General features: G+C 32.8%; 14 protein-coding genes and 1 tRNA gene. All 15 read left to right on the forward strand.

Annotated elements, in window-relative coordinates; genetic code table 11:
* The first annotated feature begins 261 nt into the window (after positions 1 to 261).
* The 15 genes from mraZ to L3X37_RS04535 all read left to right on the forward strand — a co-directional run bounded on the left by mraZ (position 262) and on the right by L3X37_RS04535 (position 16,551).
* Entirely contained in the window at positions 262 to 732 is a 471-nt protein-coding gene (mraZ, locus tag L3X37_RS04465) for a division/cell wall cluster transcriptional repressor MraZ (protein WP_237238968.1), read from the forward strand.
* Positions 719 to 1,615, forward strand: a complete 897-nt coding sequence (rsmH, locus tag L3X37_RS04470; RefSeq protein WP_237238969.1) for a 16S rRNA (cytosine(1402)-N(4))-methyltransferase RsmH — start codon at positions 719 to 721, stop codon at positions 1,613 to 1,615. The genes mraZ and rsmH overlap by 14 nt, the downstream gene beginning before the upstream one ends.
* A gap of 6 nt (positions 1,616 to 1,621) precedes the next feature.
* Positions 1,622 to 1,939 carry an FtsL-like putative cell division protein gene (locus tag L3X37_RS04475; protein ID WP_237238970.1) on the forward strand — a complete coding sequence of 106 codons (318 nt, stop codon included), beginning with the start codon at positions 1,622 to 1,624 and terminating at the stop codon, positions 1,937 to 1,939.
* A gap of 63 nt (positions 1,940 to 2,002) precedes the next feature.
* Complete coding sequence (locus L3X37_RS04480) at positions 2,003 to 3,964, forward strand: PASTA domain-containing penicillin-binding protein (protein WP_237239071.1); 1,962 nt, start codon at positions 2,003 to 2,005, stop codon at positions 3,962 to 3,964.
* Positions 3,961 to 5,424: a UDP-N-acetylmuramoyl-L-alanyl-D-glutamate--2,6-diaminopimelate ligase gene (locus L3X37_RS04485; RefSeq protein WP_237238971.1), complete on the forward strand. Its 1,464-nt coding sequence runs from the start codon at positions 3,961 to 3,963 to the stop codon at positions 5,422 to 5,424. Before L3X37_RS04480 ends, L3X37_RS04485 begins: the two co-directional genes overlap by 4 nt.
* 23 nt (positions 5,425 to 5,447) lie before the next feature.
* The gene (gene mraY, locus L3X37_RS04490; protein ID WP_237238972.1) at positions 5,448 to 6,689 is read left to right on the forward strand and encodes a phospho-N-acetylmuramoyl-pentapeptide-transferase; all 1,242 of its coding nucleotides are present in this window, start codon (positions 5,448 to 5,450) and stop codon (positions 6,687 to 6,689) included.
* Between the two features lie 43 nt (positions 6,690 to 6,732).
* Positions 6,733 to 8,070, forward strand: coding sequence for a UDP-N-acetylmuramoyl-L-alanine--D-glutamate ligase (murD, locus tag L3X37_RS04495; protein ID WP_237238973.1), 1,338 nt, complete (start codon positions 6,733 to 6,735; stop codon positions 8,068 to 8,070).
* Between the two features lie 9 nt (positions 8,071 to 8,079).
* Positions 8,080 to 9,273 (forward strand): FtsW/RodA/SpoVE family cell cycle protein, encoded by a 1,194-nt coding sequence (locus tag L3X37_RS04500; RefSeq protein WP_237238974.1) that lies wholly within the window; start codon positions 8,080 to 8,082, stop codon positions 9,271 to 9,273.
* Complete coding sequence (gene murG / locus L3X37_RS04505) at positions 9,274 to 10,368, forward strand: undecaprenyldiphospho-muramoylpentapeptide beta-N-acetylglucosaminyltransferase (RefSeq protein ID WP_237238975.1); 1,095 nt, start codon at positions 9,274 to 9,276, stop codon at positions 10,366 to 10,368. It abuts the gene before it with no gap.
* A complete protein-coding gene (gene murC, locus L3X37_RS04510; protein ID WP_237238976.1) occupies positions 10,369 to 11,721 on the forward strand; it encodes a UDP-N-acetylmuramate--L-alanine ligase in 1,353 nt (450 codons plus the stop codon).
* A 16-nt stretch (positions 11,722 to 11,737) separates the two neighbouring features.
* Positions 11,738 to 12,430 (forward strand): cell division protein FtsQ/DivIB, encoded by a 693-nt coding sequence (locus tag L3X37_RS04515; protein WP_369409871.1) that lies wholly within the window; start codon positions 11,738 to 11,740, stop codon positions 12,428 to 12,430.
* 3 nt (positions 12,431 to 12,433) lie between these two features.
* Positions 12,434 to 13,738, forward strand: a complete 1,305-nt coding sequence (ftsA, locus tag L3X37_RS04520; RefSeq protein ID WP_237238978.1) for a cell division protein FtsA — start codon at positions 12,434 to 12,436, stop codon at positions 13,736 to 13,738.
* A gap of 53 nt (positions 13,739 to 13,791) precedes the next feature.
* Entirely contained in the window at positions 13,792 to 15,795 is a 2,004-nt protein-coding gene (gene ftsZ / locus L3X37_RS04525; protein WP_237238979.1) for a cell division protein FtsZ, read from the forward strand.
* A 193-nt stretch (positions 15,796 to 15,988) separates the two neighbouring features.
* The gene (locus tag L3X37_RS04530; RefSeq protein WP_237238980.1) at positions 15,989 to 16,438 is read left to right on the forward strand and encodes a GatB/YqeY domain-containing protein; all 450 of its coding nucleotides are present in this window, start codon (positions 15,989 to 15,991) and stop codon (positions 16,436 to 16,438) included.
* Positions 16,439 to 16,477: 39 nt separating this feature from the next.
* Positions 16,478 to 16,551, forward strand: a tRNA-Arg gene (locus L3X37_RS04535).
* Positions 16,552 to 16,602 lie beyond the last annotated feature (51 nt).

Genomic DNA, 16,602 nt, shown 5'->3' on the forward strand with positions numbered 1-16,602 from the left:
AGTTATTTCATTCATATTTCGGTCATTTTAATTAAAGTCTAAAATAATTGTTTTCTAATCAAGATGTTAACAATGTGTTTATAGAATTTGATTTTTATGTAATAGTCTGATAGCGAGTTGTTAAAGTATTTTCAATCATTTATAATCTATTTAAAAGTGCGTTTAGTCGGAAATTTATTAACAAAGTGTAGTAAAGTGGTAAAATGTGGGATATTTTTCAATATATTTGAAACTTAAACCGAAAAACGAGTATTATTCGCTTTGAACTCATTAATAGGAACATACGATTGTAAAGTAGATGCGAAAGGCAGGCTGATGATGCCTGCTGGCATGAAAAAGCAATTGGCAGCTATTTTAGAAGATGGGTTTGTGCTAAGACGTTCTGTTTTTCAACCTTGTTTAGAGTTGTATCCAATGAGCGAGTGGCAAACAGTAATGCAAAAAGTAAATAAGCTAAACAGGTTTAAAAAGAAGAACAACGATTTTATTCGACGTTTTAATGCAGGTGCTAGAATGGTTGATATTGATGGAAGTGGCCGATTATTAATCCCGAAAGATCTTATTGGTTTTGCAGGTATTTCGAAAAACATAGTGATTTCTCCAGCTGTAAATATTATTGAAATTTGGGATAAAGACATGTATGAGCAGGCTATTGATGATGCTGCTATTGATTTTGCAGATTTAGCTGAAGAAGTTATGGGACAAGATGATGAAGACCATGGCATATCATAATCCTGTTTTATTAAAAGAAACCGTTGACGGTTTAAATATTAAAGAAGATGGTGTTTATGTTGATGTGACTTTTGGTGGAGGAGGGCATAGTAAAGAAATATTAAAACGTCTCGGTAAAAACGGAAGGCTGTTTGCTTTTGATCAAGATTTAGACGCTCTTAAAAATACAATTGATGATGACAGGTTTACACTAATTCATGAGAATTTTAGGTACGTAAAACGATTCTTAAGATTTCATGGTGTTAAGCAAGTTGATGGTGTATTGGCAGATTTTGGTGTTTCATCGCATCAATTTGATGTAGCTGAGCGAGGGTTTTCTACTCGTTTTGAAGCAGATTTAGATATGCGAATGAATCAAGAAAATGATTTATCTGCATTTCATGTGGTTAATGAATATGAAGAAGAACAATTAAAACAAGTGTTTTTACAGTACGGTGAGTTAAGAGCTGCACCAGCTATGGCAAGATTAATTGTTGAGTACAGAGAAACTGAAACAATTAAAACCAGCGAACAGCTGAAAAAAGTGTTAAAAAAGTTTTTGCCACCAAGACACGAAAATAAAGTGCTTGCACAAATTTATCAGGCTATTCGGATTGAAGTGAACCAAGAAATAGAGGTGTTAAAAGAGTTTTTACAGCAAACACCAGATATATTAAAAGTAGGCGGTCGTTTAAGTTTTATATCCTATCACTCACTAGAAGATAGATTAGTAAAGCGCTTTATAAGAAATGGATTGTTTGAAGGTGAACCAGAGCGAGATATGTTTGGGAATTTTGAAGTGCCACTAGAAAAAGTAAGCGGACTAATTGTGCCAACAAAAGAAGAGATAGCAGTGAACAATAGAGCAAGAAGTGCAAAACTTCGAATTGCTGAAAAGTTATAATTAAAGTTGAGAAAAAACATCTATAGCATATTAAAAGGAACATTTTTAGTGAGCGACGATTCGTTTAAAAATTGGCGCATGATTCTTTTTATATCTGGATTAGCTATAGTAATGATTGCAAGTTCGCATAGTGCCGATAAAAAAGTATATGAAACTGCACGATTAAAAAATGAAGTTAACGAAATGCGTTCAGCATTTATTGATGGTAGATCGAAACTGATGCAACTAAAAATGGAGTCTGCTGTAGTTGGTAAAATGAAAGAAAAAGGATTGTCGCCATCGGTGATTCCACCAAAAAAAATAAAAGTTAAATCTCAAAATTAAAGGTAGACCTTGGCAGTAAACGAGAAAGGCATATTAAACCGATTGTATTTTATAGCAGGATGTATGTTCATCTTCGGCGTTGCTGTGGTATTTAAATTGTTGAGTATTCAATTTTTGCAAGGCGACAAGTATAGGGCTATGGCACAGGAGCGCATTGTTAAAGATGTTGTTATTCCTGCTAACAGAGGTAATGTGTATTCTGCTAATGGTAATTTATTGGCAACATCCGTTCCTAAATATGATATTAGGATTGATGCTATTACGCCAACCTTAAAAACCTTCGAGAAATATTTAAAGCCACTAAGCGATTCCCTTTCAAAATACTCAGGAAAATCTTCGAGTTATTATCAAAAAGAAATCAGAAAAGCTAGAGCAAATAAAAACAGATACTATTTGTTGGCTAGAAATATTGGCTATTCAGATTATATCAGGATTAGAAACTTTCCATTGTTAAATCTTGGCGCTTTTAAAGGTGGATTGATAGAAGAGCAAACCACAAAGCGAGAACACCCTATGGGTGGAATAGCGCAACGAACAATTGGTTATGAACGTTTTGATGAAAAAGGGAATGTAACACGTCCAGGAATTGATGGGGCATTTGGTGAAAAATATTTACGTGGTAAACCAGGTAAACGAAAAAAACAACAAATAGGAAAAGGGCAATGGAAACCTTTAAGTGATGCAAACGAAGTTGAACCCAAAGATGGTAAGGATGTTTACACAACTATTAATGTAAATATTCAAGATATAGCGCATCATGCACTTTTAGAGCAGTTAGAAAAATACAAAGCAGACCACGGTTGTGTAGTGGTTATGGAAACTAAAACAGGTGAGGTAAAAGCGATTGCAAATTTAGGTAGAAATTCACTTGGTAATTATTATGAAAGGAGAAACTATGCTGTATGGGAATCGCATGAACCAGGATCTACTTTTAAGTTAATGGCGCTTGCGGCAGCTCTTGAAGATAAAGTTATAGATACAAGTGATGTAGTAGATACAAAAAAAGGAAGATTAACTTTTTACGGTAAACATGTAGACGATTCGAATCATAAAGGTTATGGGAAAATAACCGTGTCTAAAGCTTTTGAGTTATCTTCTAATACTGGTATAGTAACGGCTATAGATCATGCTTATAAAGAAAAGCCTAGCAAGTTTGTTGATAGGCTTTATGATATGAGTTTGAATGAAAAGTTGGGATTACCAATTATTGGTGAATCAAGTCCAATTATTCCAGACCCAAGAATAAAAAATAAACGTTGGAGCGGTATTGCATTGCAATGGATGGCGTTTGGTTACGGTGTCTCATTTACGCCTCTGCAAACCTTAACATTTTATAATGCTATTGCAAATGATGGTGTTATGGTAAAGCCTCAATTTTTAAAAGAAGTAAAAGAATTTGATAGAGTTGTTAAGCCTTATAAAGTAGAAGTAATAAACAAACAAGTATGCTCTAAAGAAACCGTTGCAAAAGTGCAGCAATTACTTAAAAATGTAGTTGAAAAGAAACATGGAACAGGACATAGGTTGTATTCTGAAAACTTTTCGATGGCAGGTAAAACAGGAACTTGTCAAAAAGATTATCGAGATAAAGAAAAGCTAAATTATATTTCATCTTTCGCTGGATATTTCCCAGCTGATAACCCCAAATATTCTTGCATTGTTGTAATACATGAGCCGGAAAAAGGTATTGGTTATTATGGTGCCGATGTATCTGGTCCAGTATTTAAAAAAATAGCTCAAAAAATATTTACAGATACACCCATTATTGATGAGGTTGAATCATTAAAAGTTAAAAGAGTATCAACTGAAAAAGAATACGAAAGCTTTTATAAAATAGCACAAACATACAAAACTATTATGCCAAATGTGGTAGGCTTACCAGCAATGGATGCCTTAGTATTGTTAGAAAATATGGATGTAAATGTAAAAGTAAAACTTGATGGCAGAGGTATTATAAAAGAGCAATCAATTAATAAAAATGTAAAACTTAAAAACAATCAAACCATTGTTTTAAAAGCATCATGATGATATTAAAAGACATATTATATAAAGTAACTCTCAACACTGTTGTTGGAAGTACTGGCGTGTCTATTAATAATATTCATTTTGATTCTAGAAACATTAAAAAAGCCGATTTGTTTGTAGCTGTTACAGGTAGTGTGGTTGATGGTCATAAGTTCATTGATGTAGCTATAAAAAGTGGAGCAACAGGAATTATTTGTGAAACATTACCAAAAAACTTAGTCGAAGGTGTTTCTTATATTGAGGTTGATAGCTCTACTAAAGCTTTGGCAATAATCGCATCAAATTTTTACGGTTCACCATCAGAAAATTTAAAGCTAGTTGGGGTTACAGGAACAAACGGGAAAACCACTATAGCAAGCCTATTATGGCAATTATTTAAAAAAGCAGGATATAAAGTTGGGTTGCTTTCAACAGTTAAAATAATTGTTGATAATACAGAACATAAAGCAACGCATACAACACCAGATTCTTTAACTATAAATAAGTATTTAAAGGAAATGAATGAGGCTGGTGTTGAGTTCTGTTTTATGGAGGTTAGCTCGCATGGTATTCACCAAAACAGAATTGAAGGATTGTGTTTTGAAGGTAGTATTTTTACCAATCTGTCTCACGATCATTTAGATTATCATAACACATTTGCAGAATATCGAGATGTGAAAAAAGCGTTTTTTGATGGGCTTTCAGCTAAAGCTTTTGCGCTTGTAAATACCGATGATAAAAACGGATTGGTAATGCTGCAAAATACAAAGGCAAAAAAATACACCTATGCACTAAAAGGCTATGCCGATTATAAAGCACAAATTTTAGAAAATCAATTCGGAGGTTTGTTGTTAAAGCTAAATAATAGTGAGGTTTGGACACGTCTTGTTGGGAATTTCAATGCCTATAATGTGTTAGCGATTTACGCTACTGCAGAGTTGTTAGGATTAGAAAAAGTTGAAATTTTAAGAATGATTAGCGAGTTAGAAAGCGTAAGTGGAAGGTTTCAATACACCATTTCAGATGAAAAAATAACGGCAATAGTTGACTATGCTCATACACCTGATGCTTTAAAAAATGTGCTAGAAACCATTAATAGTATTCGTACTAAAAACGAAGAATTAATAACCGTGGTAGGTTGTGGTGGAGATAGAGATAAAATAAAACGCCCTAAAATGGGGCATATCGCATCAGCGTTAAGTACAAAAGTAATTTTTACAAGTGATAATCCACGAAGCGAAAAACCAGAGGCTATTCTTGAAGAGATTGAAAAAGGTGTCGAGCCTCAAAACTTTAAAAAAATAGTAACCATTTCAGATAGAAAACAAGCAATTAAAATGGCATGTCAGTTGGCGCAACCTAACGACATTATTTTAATAGCAGGAAAAGGGCATGAAACCTATCAAGAAATTAAAGGAGAACGCTTTGATTTTGATGATTATAAAATAGTACAAGAGTTTTTAAAACAATTACAGAAATAAAGAATAAGCAAAAAACACTATAAATGCTGTATTATCTATTTGAATATTTAGAAAAACAATTCCAAGTTCCAGGGGCAACACTTTTCGGATTCTTAACATTTCGAGCGGCTTTGGCTATGATTTTATCATTACTTATTTCTACTATTTATGGAAAAAGAATAATACGTTTTCTTCAGAAAAAACAAATGGGAGAAACTATTAGAGATTTAGGATTAGAAGGACAAGCGCAAAAGGCAGGAACACCAACTATGGGAGGAATTATTATTATTCTTGCTACGTTAATTCCAGTGTTATTACTTGCTAAACTAGAAAACATATATGTTGTTTTATTAATTGTTACCACCCTCTGGATGGGAGTTATTGGTTTTATTGATGATTATTTAAAGAAGTTTAAAAATGATAAAGAAGGCTTAAAAGGGCGTTTTAAAGTTTTAGGTCAAGTAGGTTTAGGAATTATTGTTGGCGCAACTTTATTTTTTCATAATGATGTCACTATGAAAGAGAAGTTACCAATTGAAGAGCAACGTGTTTTGTTGGCTGCAAATCCAAATATAGAAGCTTCAAAGCTATTTCAAGACGAAATAAAATCAACTAAAACAACCATTCCTTTTGTAAAAGGAAACGAATTTGACTATGCAAAATTAATTACTTGGATAAGTCCTAGTTTAGAAAAATACGCTTGGATTATTTTCATATTGATTTCAATTTTCATCATTACAGCAGTTTCAAATGGTGCTAATTTATCGGATGGAATTGATGGTTTAGCTGCGGGAACATCAGCAATAATAGTACTCACTTTAGGGATTTTTGCATGGGTTTCGGGTAACATTATTTTCTCAGAATACCTTAATATAATGTATATACCAAGGGTTGAGGAAATAACAATTTATATCGCTGCATTTGTTGGTGCACTTATTGGGTTTTTATGGTACAACACGTATCCAGCACAAGTTTTTATGGGAGATACAGGTAGTTTAACCATTGGTGGAATAATAGCGGTAATAGCTATTGCAGTTCGTAAAGAATGGTTAATCCCTGTGCTGTGTGGTATTTTTTTAGCGGAAAATTTATCAGTGGTTATGCAAGTCAGTTGGTTTAAATATACCAAAAAGAAGTATGGAGAAGGACGCCGCATTTTTAAAATGTCACCATTACATCATCACTATCAAAAATTAGGATATCACGAAAGTAAAATAGTTACTCGATTTTGGATTGTTGGGATTTTGCTTGCAATACTATCAATTGTAACATTGAAGATTAGATAATAGTTGTTATGCTTGGTTTAGTCGAAGCATCTCAAAATATAACATGACAAAACAAAGACTAGTCATATTAGGCGGAGGAGAAAGCGGAATAGGTACAGCGCTTTTAGGAAATGCGAAAGGATACGAAGTTTTTGTTTCGGACAACCAAAAAATAAAAGAAAAATATAAACAAGTTCTTATACATAATGAGATTGAATGGGAGGATGAGAAGCATTCTGAAAATAAAATTCTAAATGCAAACATCGTTATGAAAAGCCCTGGAATTCCAGATAATGTGCCACTGGTAAAACAAATTCGTAAGCAAGGAATTACTGTAGTTTCTGAAATTGAATTTGCATCAAAATTTACCAAAGCTTGCATTGTTGGGATTACAGGAAGTAATGGTAAAACAACTACGGCAACCTTAACACATCACATCTTAAAGCAAGAATTGAATGTTGGGTTAGCTGGAAATATTGGAGATAGTTTTGCGAAACAGGTTTTAGAAGATGATTTTGAAAATTACGTGCTAGAAATTAGCAGTTTTCAATTAGATGATATTGTTGATTTTAAACCTGAAATAGCGATTATTACTAATATAACACCAGATCATTTAGATAGATATAATCATCAATTTAAAAATTATGTCGCTTCTAAATTTAGAATAGCCATGAATCAAACAAAAAGCGATTACTTGATTTATGATGCCGATGATAAGGTTATAACAAATTATTTAATGAATCATCCAGTTCAATCTACATTATTACCGTTTTCATTAAGAAGAACTATTGAAAATGGCGCGTATTTAGATAACGATAAAATAAAAATAACAATAGATAACAACCAAATAATTATGCCAACAACAAACCTAACATTAGAAGGAAAACATAACATAAAAAATGCAATGGCGGCCTCTACTGTTGCGCATTTATTAAAAATTAGAAAACAAACTATTCGAGAGAGTTTAGAGAACTTTCAGGGTGTAGAACATCGTTTAGAGCACGTATTAAAAATTAATAAAGTACAGTATATAAACGACTCTAAGGCAACTAATGTTAACGCTACATATTTTGCTTTAGAAAGTATGGATGCACCAACCGTTTGGATTGTTGGTGGTGTAGATAAAGGTAATAACTACGAAGAGTTATTTCAGTTTGTAAATGAAAAAGTTAAAGCTATTATTTGTTTGGGTGTAGATAACGAAAAACTTATTAATACGTTTGGAAGAATGGTAGATGTTATAATTGAAACTCAATTTGTTAGTGAAGCTGTAAAGATAGCTTACAAACTAGCAGAAGCTGGAGATAATGTATTGTTGTCACCTGCATGCGCTAGTTTCGATTTGTTTGAAAATTACGAAGATAGAGGGCGTCAATTTAAAAACGCCGTAAGAAATTTATAAGAAGAAAAAGTGCAAACACTATTTAAAAACATAAAAGGAGATCGTTTAATTTGGGCAATTGTAGCTTTATTAGCTATTCTATCATTTTTGCCAGTTTATAGTGCTGCAAGTAATTTGGCATATAGAGGAGGCAATGGTAATACTTTTGCCTTTTTTGTAAAGCATTTTATGCATCTGTTTTTAGGGTTTGCCATAATGTATGGTGTGCATAAAATTCCGTACAGATATTTTAGGGGTTTATCATTAATAATGATTCCGATAGTTTTGGTATTATTGAGTGTTACCATGTTGCAAGGAACAACTATCGAAGGGGCAAATGCTAGTAGATGGATTCAAATACCTATAGTAGGAATGTCGTTTCAAACATCAACTTTAGCATCTGTGGTGCTAATGGTTTATGTAGCTAGGTATATGTCTAAAATAAAAGACAAAACAGTAACCTTTAAAGAGTCTATATTACCGCTTTGGGTTCCTGTTTTTCTCATATTGGTTCTTATTCTTCCAGCTAATTTTTCAACTTCAGCTATTATGTTTTTAATGGTTGTAATGTTGGTTTTTTTAGGAGGATATCCAATTCGATATTTAGCTGTAATTATAGGTTCAGGCATATTGGTTTTAGTGTTATTTGTTTTGGTAGCAAAAGCATTTCCAGATATGATGCCTAATAGAATTGATACTTGGATGAGTAGAATTGAAAACTTTTCAGATCCTGAGGATACAAAAGCCGATTATCAAATTGAAAAAGCTAAAATAGCTATCGCTTCTGGAGGAATTCAAGGTGTTGGTCCAGGAAAAAGCATACAAAAGAATTTTTTACCACAGTCGTCATCCGATTTTATTTTTGCCATTATTATTGAAGAATATGGATTGTTGGGTGGTTTCACAATAATGATTTTGTATATGTGGTTGCTGTTTCGAATCGTTATTGCTGCACAAAAATCCGATACTATTTTTGGTAAACTTTTAGTGCTTGGTGTGGGGTTGCCCATTGTTTTTCAAGCTTTAATTAATATGGCGGTTGCAGTAGAGTTATTTCCAGTTACAGGGCAAACATTGCCACTAATTAGTAGTGGAGGAACATCTATTTGGATGACTTGTTTAGCTATTGGAATTATACTAAGTGTTAGTGCAAAACGAGAAGAAATAAAAGAACAAGAAAGTAGTGAAGATAACCCGTTAGAAATTTTATCTGAAACAATTTAGATGAGCAAATACAAAATCATATTATCTGGAGGAGGAACAGGAGGTCATATATATCCTGCCATTGCTATTGCAAACGAAATAAAATCTCGTTTTCCAGATGCAGAATTTTTATTTGTTGGAGCTAAGGATAGAATGGAAATGGAAAAAGTGCCACAGGCGGGATATAATATTAAAGGTTTGTGGATATCTGGAATACAGCGAAAACTATCTTTAAAAAACGTAATGTTTCCGTTTAAACTAATAAGTAGTTTGTGGAATTCGAGAAAAATAGTAAAACAATTTAAACCTAATGTAGCTATTGGTACGGGTGGTTTTGCTAGTGGACCATTATTACATGTAGCAACTTTAAATAAAATACCAAGTTTAATTCAAGAACAAAATTCGTATCCAGGGATTACCAATAAGTTATTAGCAAAAAAAGCAGATAAAATATGTGTGGCTTATGATAATTTAGAACGGTTTTTCCCAAAAGAAAAAATGATTAAAACAGGAAATCCTGTACGTCAAGATTTATTAGATATTGATACTAAAACAGTTGAGGCTAAAAACCACTTCAATTTAAAACATGGAAAATACACGTTATTAGTTATTGGAGGGAGCTTGGGGTCAAGACGAATAAACGAACTTATTGAAAAGGAACTAGATTTTTTAGACACCCAAAATGTAGAAATAATTTGGCAATGTGGTAAGTTATATTATCAACAATACAAGATTTATAATAATACAGACGGTATACAAGTTTACGAGTTTTTAAATAATATGGATTTTGCCTATGCAGCAGCAGATATTGTTATTTCTAGGGCCGGTGCTATTTCGGTTTCTGAACTATGCATTGTAGGTAAGCCCGTAATTTTTATTCCATCACCAAATGTTGCCGAAGATCATCAAACTAAAAATGCTTTAGCCGTAGTTAATGAAAATGCTGCATTATTGATTAAAGAAGAAGATTTGGATGTAGATTTTGAGAACACATTTTCTCAGCTCATAGCTTCACAAGACAAACAAAAAGAATTAGGAAGAAATATAAAAAAACAGGCATTGATTAATGCCACAAAAGAAATAGTAGACGAAGTAGAAAAACTATTAAAAAAATAAATGGATTTAAGCAAGATACATAACATATATTTAATAGGCATTGGTGGCATAGGTATGAGTGCTTTGGCGCGTTATTTTAATATTAATAATAAAAAGGTTTCTGGCTATGATAAAACCAAAACTTCAATTACTAATGAGTTAATAGCCCTAGGTGTTGATATTCATTTTGAAGATTCAATTGAAAAGATAGATGTTAATTTTTTAAATCCTAAAAACACACTGGTCGTTTATACACCAGCTATTCCAGAAGGTCATACAGAATTTAATTACTTTAAAGCAAACGGTTTTCAGGTTTTAAAACGATCTAAAGTTTTAGGCTTAATAACAGAGAATACATTTTGTTTAGCAGTTGCAGGTACACATGGTAAAACAACAACAACAAGTATTCTTGGGCATTTATTGTATGAATGTGGTGTAGAATTAACAGCCTTTTTAGGAGGAATTAGCGAAAATTACAATTCTAATTTAATATTAAAAGGAACAAAAGTTTCAGTTGTTGAAGCTGATGAATTTGATCGTTCATTTTTAACACTGTCTCCAGATTTAGCGTGTATAACCTCAATGGATGCTGATCATTTAGATATTTATGGACAGGCTTCAGAATTAATAAATTCTTTTAAAGAATTTTCAAAAAAAATAAAACCTAATGGAAAGTTATTTGTTAAAAATGGACTGCCACTAAAGGGTATTACCTATGGTATTGAAGATAATTCAGATTATACCATTCAAAATATAAAAATAGAAAACGGTACTTATATTTTTGATGTGAAAACACCAAAAACAGTATTAGAAAATTTACAATTTAACTTACCTGGGAGACATAATTTGTTGAATGCATTAATAGCCTTGGCGATGGCTGTAGAATATGGTTGTTCTAACCAGCAGCTCGCCAATGCTTTAACATCTTATAAAGGTGTGAGAAGACGATTTACGTATCATATAAAAACTGATGATTTGGTTTTTATTGACGATTATGCACATCATCCAGAAGAAATTAATGCAGTACACCAAGCGGTTAGAGAAATGTATCCAGATAAAAACGTGTTGGCAATTTTTCAGCCTCACTTATATACTAGAACACGTGATTTTATAGATGATTTCGCTAAAAGCTTATCAGAATTTGATCAAATTATTTTATTAGATATATATCCAGCAAGAGAATTACCTATTGAAGGCGTGACATCGAGTTGGCTATTAGAAAAAATAAACAACCAAAATAAACAGCTTATAAGTAAGTCTGAAATTGTTTCAAAAATACTAAAAAGCGATGCACAAGTGGTCTTAACCATTGGTGCTGGCGATATAGGAGAAGAAGTAAAACATATTAAAAAAGGATTGCGTTTTGCGAGTTAACTGGAGTTACATAAAAATGATATTTCTACTAAGCTTAGTAGTCTTTTTATTTGCCTTTTCATCAAGTAAAAATAAGCAAAGAGCCATTACTAAACCGCAAGTAAAATTTATTGGTGATAACAACCTTTTTATTACAAACGAAACTGTTAGTAAATTGTTAATACAAAATTCTAAAGGAGCTAAAAATGTACATAAAGAAACTTTAGTTTTGAATGAATTAGAAAATGCCCTAAAATCTAATCCAATGATAAAAGCTGCAGAAGTGTATGTTGCTGTAAATGGTATACTTAGTGCAGAAATTGAACAAAAAACACCTATCGCAAGAGTAAGTACTAATGCGTCTTATTATATAGATGATGAAGGTTTGTACATGCCGTTGTCAAATAATTATTCAGTGCGAGTACCTTTAGTTACTGGTTATATTGAAAAAAATAATTTAAAAAATGTCTATAAAGTAGCACTTAAAATTAGTGAAGACAATTTTCTAAAAAAGAATGTTATAGAAATTCATCAAAGTGCTAATAAAAAAATACACTTAAAGCTTAGGCAGTGTAAATTTTTAGTTCAATTAGGTCATGTTAGTTTTTTAGATAAGAAAATTAATAACCTAAAGGCGTTTTATAAAAAAAGTCAAAAAGAAAAAACACTAAATAATTACAGCAAAGTCAATTTGCAATTTGAAAACCAAGTAGTATGTACCAAAATTTAAACTATGGAACATAATTTAGCAGTAGGATTAGACATAGGAACCACAAAAATTGTGGCTATGATTGGTCGTGAAAACGAATACGGCAAAGTAGAAATTTTGGGTATTGGCAAATCTAAAAGTTTAGGGGTGCATCGCGGTGTGGTAAATAATATTACACAAACAATTCAATCTATACAACAAGCTGTTCAAGAGGCAGAGGTTGCTGCCGATATGAAAATTATTGGTGTAACTGTAGGTATCGCAGGGCAGCATATACGTAGCCTTCAACACAGTGATTATATCACAAGATCGAATTCAGAAACGGTTATTGATGATAATGATATTGATAGGCTTATTAATCAAGTACATAAATTGGTAATGCTTCCAGGAGAAGAAATTATTCATGTATTACCTCAAGAGTATAAGGTTGATGGACAAGCCGAAATAAAAGAACCTATTGGCATGTACGGCGGTAGGCTAGAGGCTAATTTTCATGTCGTTGTTGGGCAAGTGTCATCTATAAGAAATATTGGACGTTGTGTACAAAGTGCAGGTTTAAATTTAGAAGGCATCACGTTAGAGCCTTTGGCATCAGCAAATGCAGTGTTGAGTCAAGAAGAAAAAGAAGCTGGAGTGGCATTAATTGATATAGGTGGCGGAACAACCGATTTAGCGATTTTTAGAGATGGTATTATACGCCATACAGCAGTAATTCCTTTCGGAGGAAATGTGATTACTGAAGATATAAAAGAGGGTTGCTCCATTATAGAAAAACAAGCAGAACTTTTAAAAATAAAATTTGGTTCAGCATGGCCAGGAGAAAATAAAGATAACGAAATAGTGTCTATTCCGGGGTTACGTGGTAGAGAGCCAAAAGAAATTACTCTAAAAAATCTGTCTAAAATAATTCATGCCCGTGTGGTTGAAATTGTTGAGCAAGTTTATGTAGAAATTAAAAATTATGGTCACGAAGAGCAAAAGAAAAAACTCATAGCAGGTATTGTTTTAACAGGAGGAGGGAGTCAATTAAAACATTTAAAGCAATTAGTAGAATACATTACAGGAATGGATACTAGAATTGGGTATCCAAACGAGCATTTAGCTGGCGATAGTGATGAGGATATTACAAGCCCACTATACGCAACAGCAGTTGGTTTGGTTTTAGATGGTTTAAAGCGCCAAGAAAGAAAGAAAGTAGAGGAACAGCAAAATGAAGCTGAAGAACAAGAAAAACAAGAAGAGATAAAGGAAAAACCTGTAAAAGAGCGACGATCATTTCTTGATAAATTAACAGAGCGTGTTAAAGATTTTTTAGATAACGCAGAGTGATAATCCATAGAAATAAAAAATAAAAAGTATAAAACCCCGGTAAAACAGAATTTATGAGCAGCAAAAAAGAATTCGAAAGCATTGCATTTGATTTGCCAAAAAACCAATCAAATGTTATTAAAGTTATTGGTGTTGGCGGTGGCGGCAGTAATGCCATTAACCACATGTTTCAACAAGGTATAAAAGGAGTCGATTTTTACGTTTGTAATACCGATGCGCAAGCACTCCAAAATAGTGGTGTTCCAAACAAAATTCAGCTAGGTGTTAATCTAACAGAAGGATTAGGAGCTGGGGCTAACCCAGATATTGGTGAGCAATCTGCAGTCGAAAGTTTCGATGATATTTCAACAATGCTCGATACCAATACCAAAATGGTATTTATTACTGCCGGAATGGGTGGTGGAACAGGAACTGGAGCTGCTCCAATTATTGCTAAAATGGCTAAAGATTTAGACATTTTAACTGTTGGTATCGTTACAATGCCATTTGCTTTTGAAGGTAAAATGCGTATTGAACAATCTCAAAAAGGAATTGAAAAATTAAGAGATGTTGTAGATTCTCTTATCGTAATAAATAATAATAAACTTCGCGAAGTTTATGGGAATCTTGGTTTTAAAGCAGGTTTTTCAAAAGCAGACGAAGTGCTATCCACTGCTGCTCGTGGTATAGCCGAAGTTATTACACACCACTACACGCAAAACATCGATTTACGTGATGCAAAAACAGTATTAAGTAATAGCGGGACAGCTATTATGGGGTCTGCATTAGCTTCTGGTCAAAACCGAGCTCAAGATGCTATTCGTAAAGCCTTAGATTCTCCATTACTAAACGATAATAAAATCACTGGAGCTAAAAATGTATTGCTGTTAATTGTTTCTGGTTCGCATGAAATAACTATTGATGAAATAGGAGAAATTAATGATCATATTCAAACTGAAGCAGGTCATGGTGCAAATATTATTATGGGTGTTGGAGAAGATGAGGCTTTAGAAGAATCTATAGCAGTTACTATTATTGCTACAGGATTTAATGTAGAACAACAAGACGAAATTTCTAATACAGAAACCAAGAAAGTAGTACATTCTTTAAGTGAAGAGGAGGACGTTACTTTAAAAGCAAAAGAGCCAGTTATTATTGAGCCTATTGTTGAATTAGAAGAAAAGAAAGAAACACCAATCGTTAGGCATACTTTAGATATTGAATCTATAGAAGAATCAGTTAATCAAGCCGAAATAGGAACAATTGTAAAAGAAGATGTTGAAGATAATTTTGTTGATGATTTTTCAAAAGATATAAATCTAATTCCAACATCAGAAATTATAAAAAATATAGAAGTAGTTTATGATGAGGTTAAAGCTAATATAGTTGAAGACGAAGATTTTATAATCAAACCTGTAACAAGAATGTCTGAGGATGTTGAAGATATAACTGATGTAGAAGTTATCTCAGATTATATAGAAGAGGAACAACAAATTACATTAACGTTCGATTTACCTTTATCTACCAATACTAATGAAGAAGTAAAAGAGGACAATGTTATTTCTCATCAATTAACAGAAGATACTAAGGATATTTCAGTTAATGATTTTATTGAGGTAATACCTGTAACAGAAACTAGTGAAAAAGGAGATATTCGTTACGCTTTAGATGACTATTATGAAGTTGAGTCTGCAATGAACAAAAAGGCATCAGAACCTCAAGAGGCTGTCAAAGAATTAGATAGTGATATTGTTTTTGAAAAGAAAGTTTTATCAAAAGAAAACATTGAAAAAACACCTCTTGAAGAAGTAGACCCAATGTATAGTCCAATTTCTGAACTCTTGAAAGAGCGTGCAGAAGAACGTAGGCTTAAAATGAAAGAGTTTAACTATAAATTTAATACAGCTAAGATTGACGATATCGAAAAAGAGCCAGCCTACAAGCGACAAGGCGTTAATTTAGAAGAAGCAAAGCATTCTTCAGAAACTGATATGTCTAGAACAGCAATTGGTTTAGATGATAATGATGATATCCAATTAAGAAATAATAATTCTTTTTTACACGATAATGTAGATTAAATTATATATACTGAACTTACTTATTTGTGCGCCCAAAAAGTTCCCTCAGCTTTTTGGGCTTTTTTATTATTATACTTTCTTTTCTCCCAAATAAAGAGATTTATTTATTTCTTTTTATAAATGATTTTTAACCCGAGATTGTAAACTGAAGACTGCATACTTTTTTATATCTTCGCATCTCAAAAAATAAGTCATGAGTTTACAACAAAATGTAATGATAGCTTTAAAAGAAGCGATGAAAGCTAAAGATCAAACGGCTTTAACCGCCTTACGTGCAGTTAAATCTGCTATTTTATTAGCACAAACAGAAAGTGGCGCGAAAGAAGAATTGTCAGAGGAACAAGAGCTTAAAATTCTTCAAAAGCAAGTTAAACAACGTAGAGATAGTGCTGCAATTTACTTAGAACAAGGGCGACAAGATTTAGCTGCTCCAGAAATTGCCGAAGCCGATGTAATTTCTCAGTTTTTGCCAGAAGCTTTAAGCGAAGAAGAAATTGAAAAAGTTGTAGTTATGACTATAGAATCTGTTGGTGCTGAAGGTATGAAAGATATGGGTAAAGTTATGGGTGTTGTTAGTAAAGAGTTAGCAGGACGAGCCGATGGAAAAGCTATTTCTAATATTGTAAAAGCGAAATTATCTTAAAAACAAAATAAAGAGATACCTGCCTTGGTAGGAATAAATGGCTGCGTAGTTCAACTGGATAGAATATCAGATTTCGGCTCTGAGGGTTGGGGGTTCGAATCCCTTCGCGGTCACTAGAATACTTTCAAATAAATTCATTACCCCGCAGTTTTAGGGACTGTGGG

The organism is Wocania arenilitoris (assembly GCF_021728535.1).
In the GTDB taxonomy this organism is placed as follows: Bacteria; Bacteroidota; Bacteroidia; order Flavobacteriales; family Flavobacteriaceae; genus Wocania_A; species Wocania_A arenilitoris.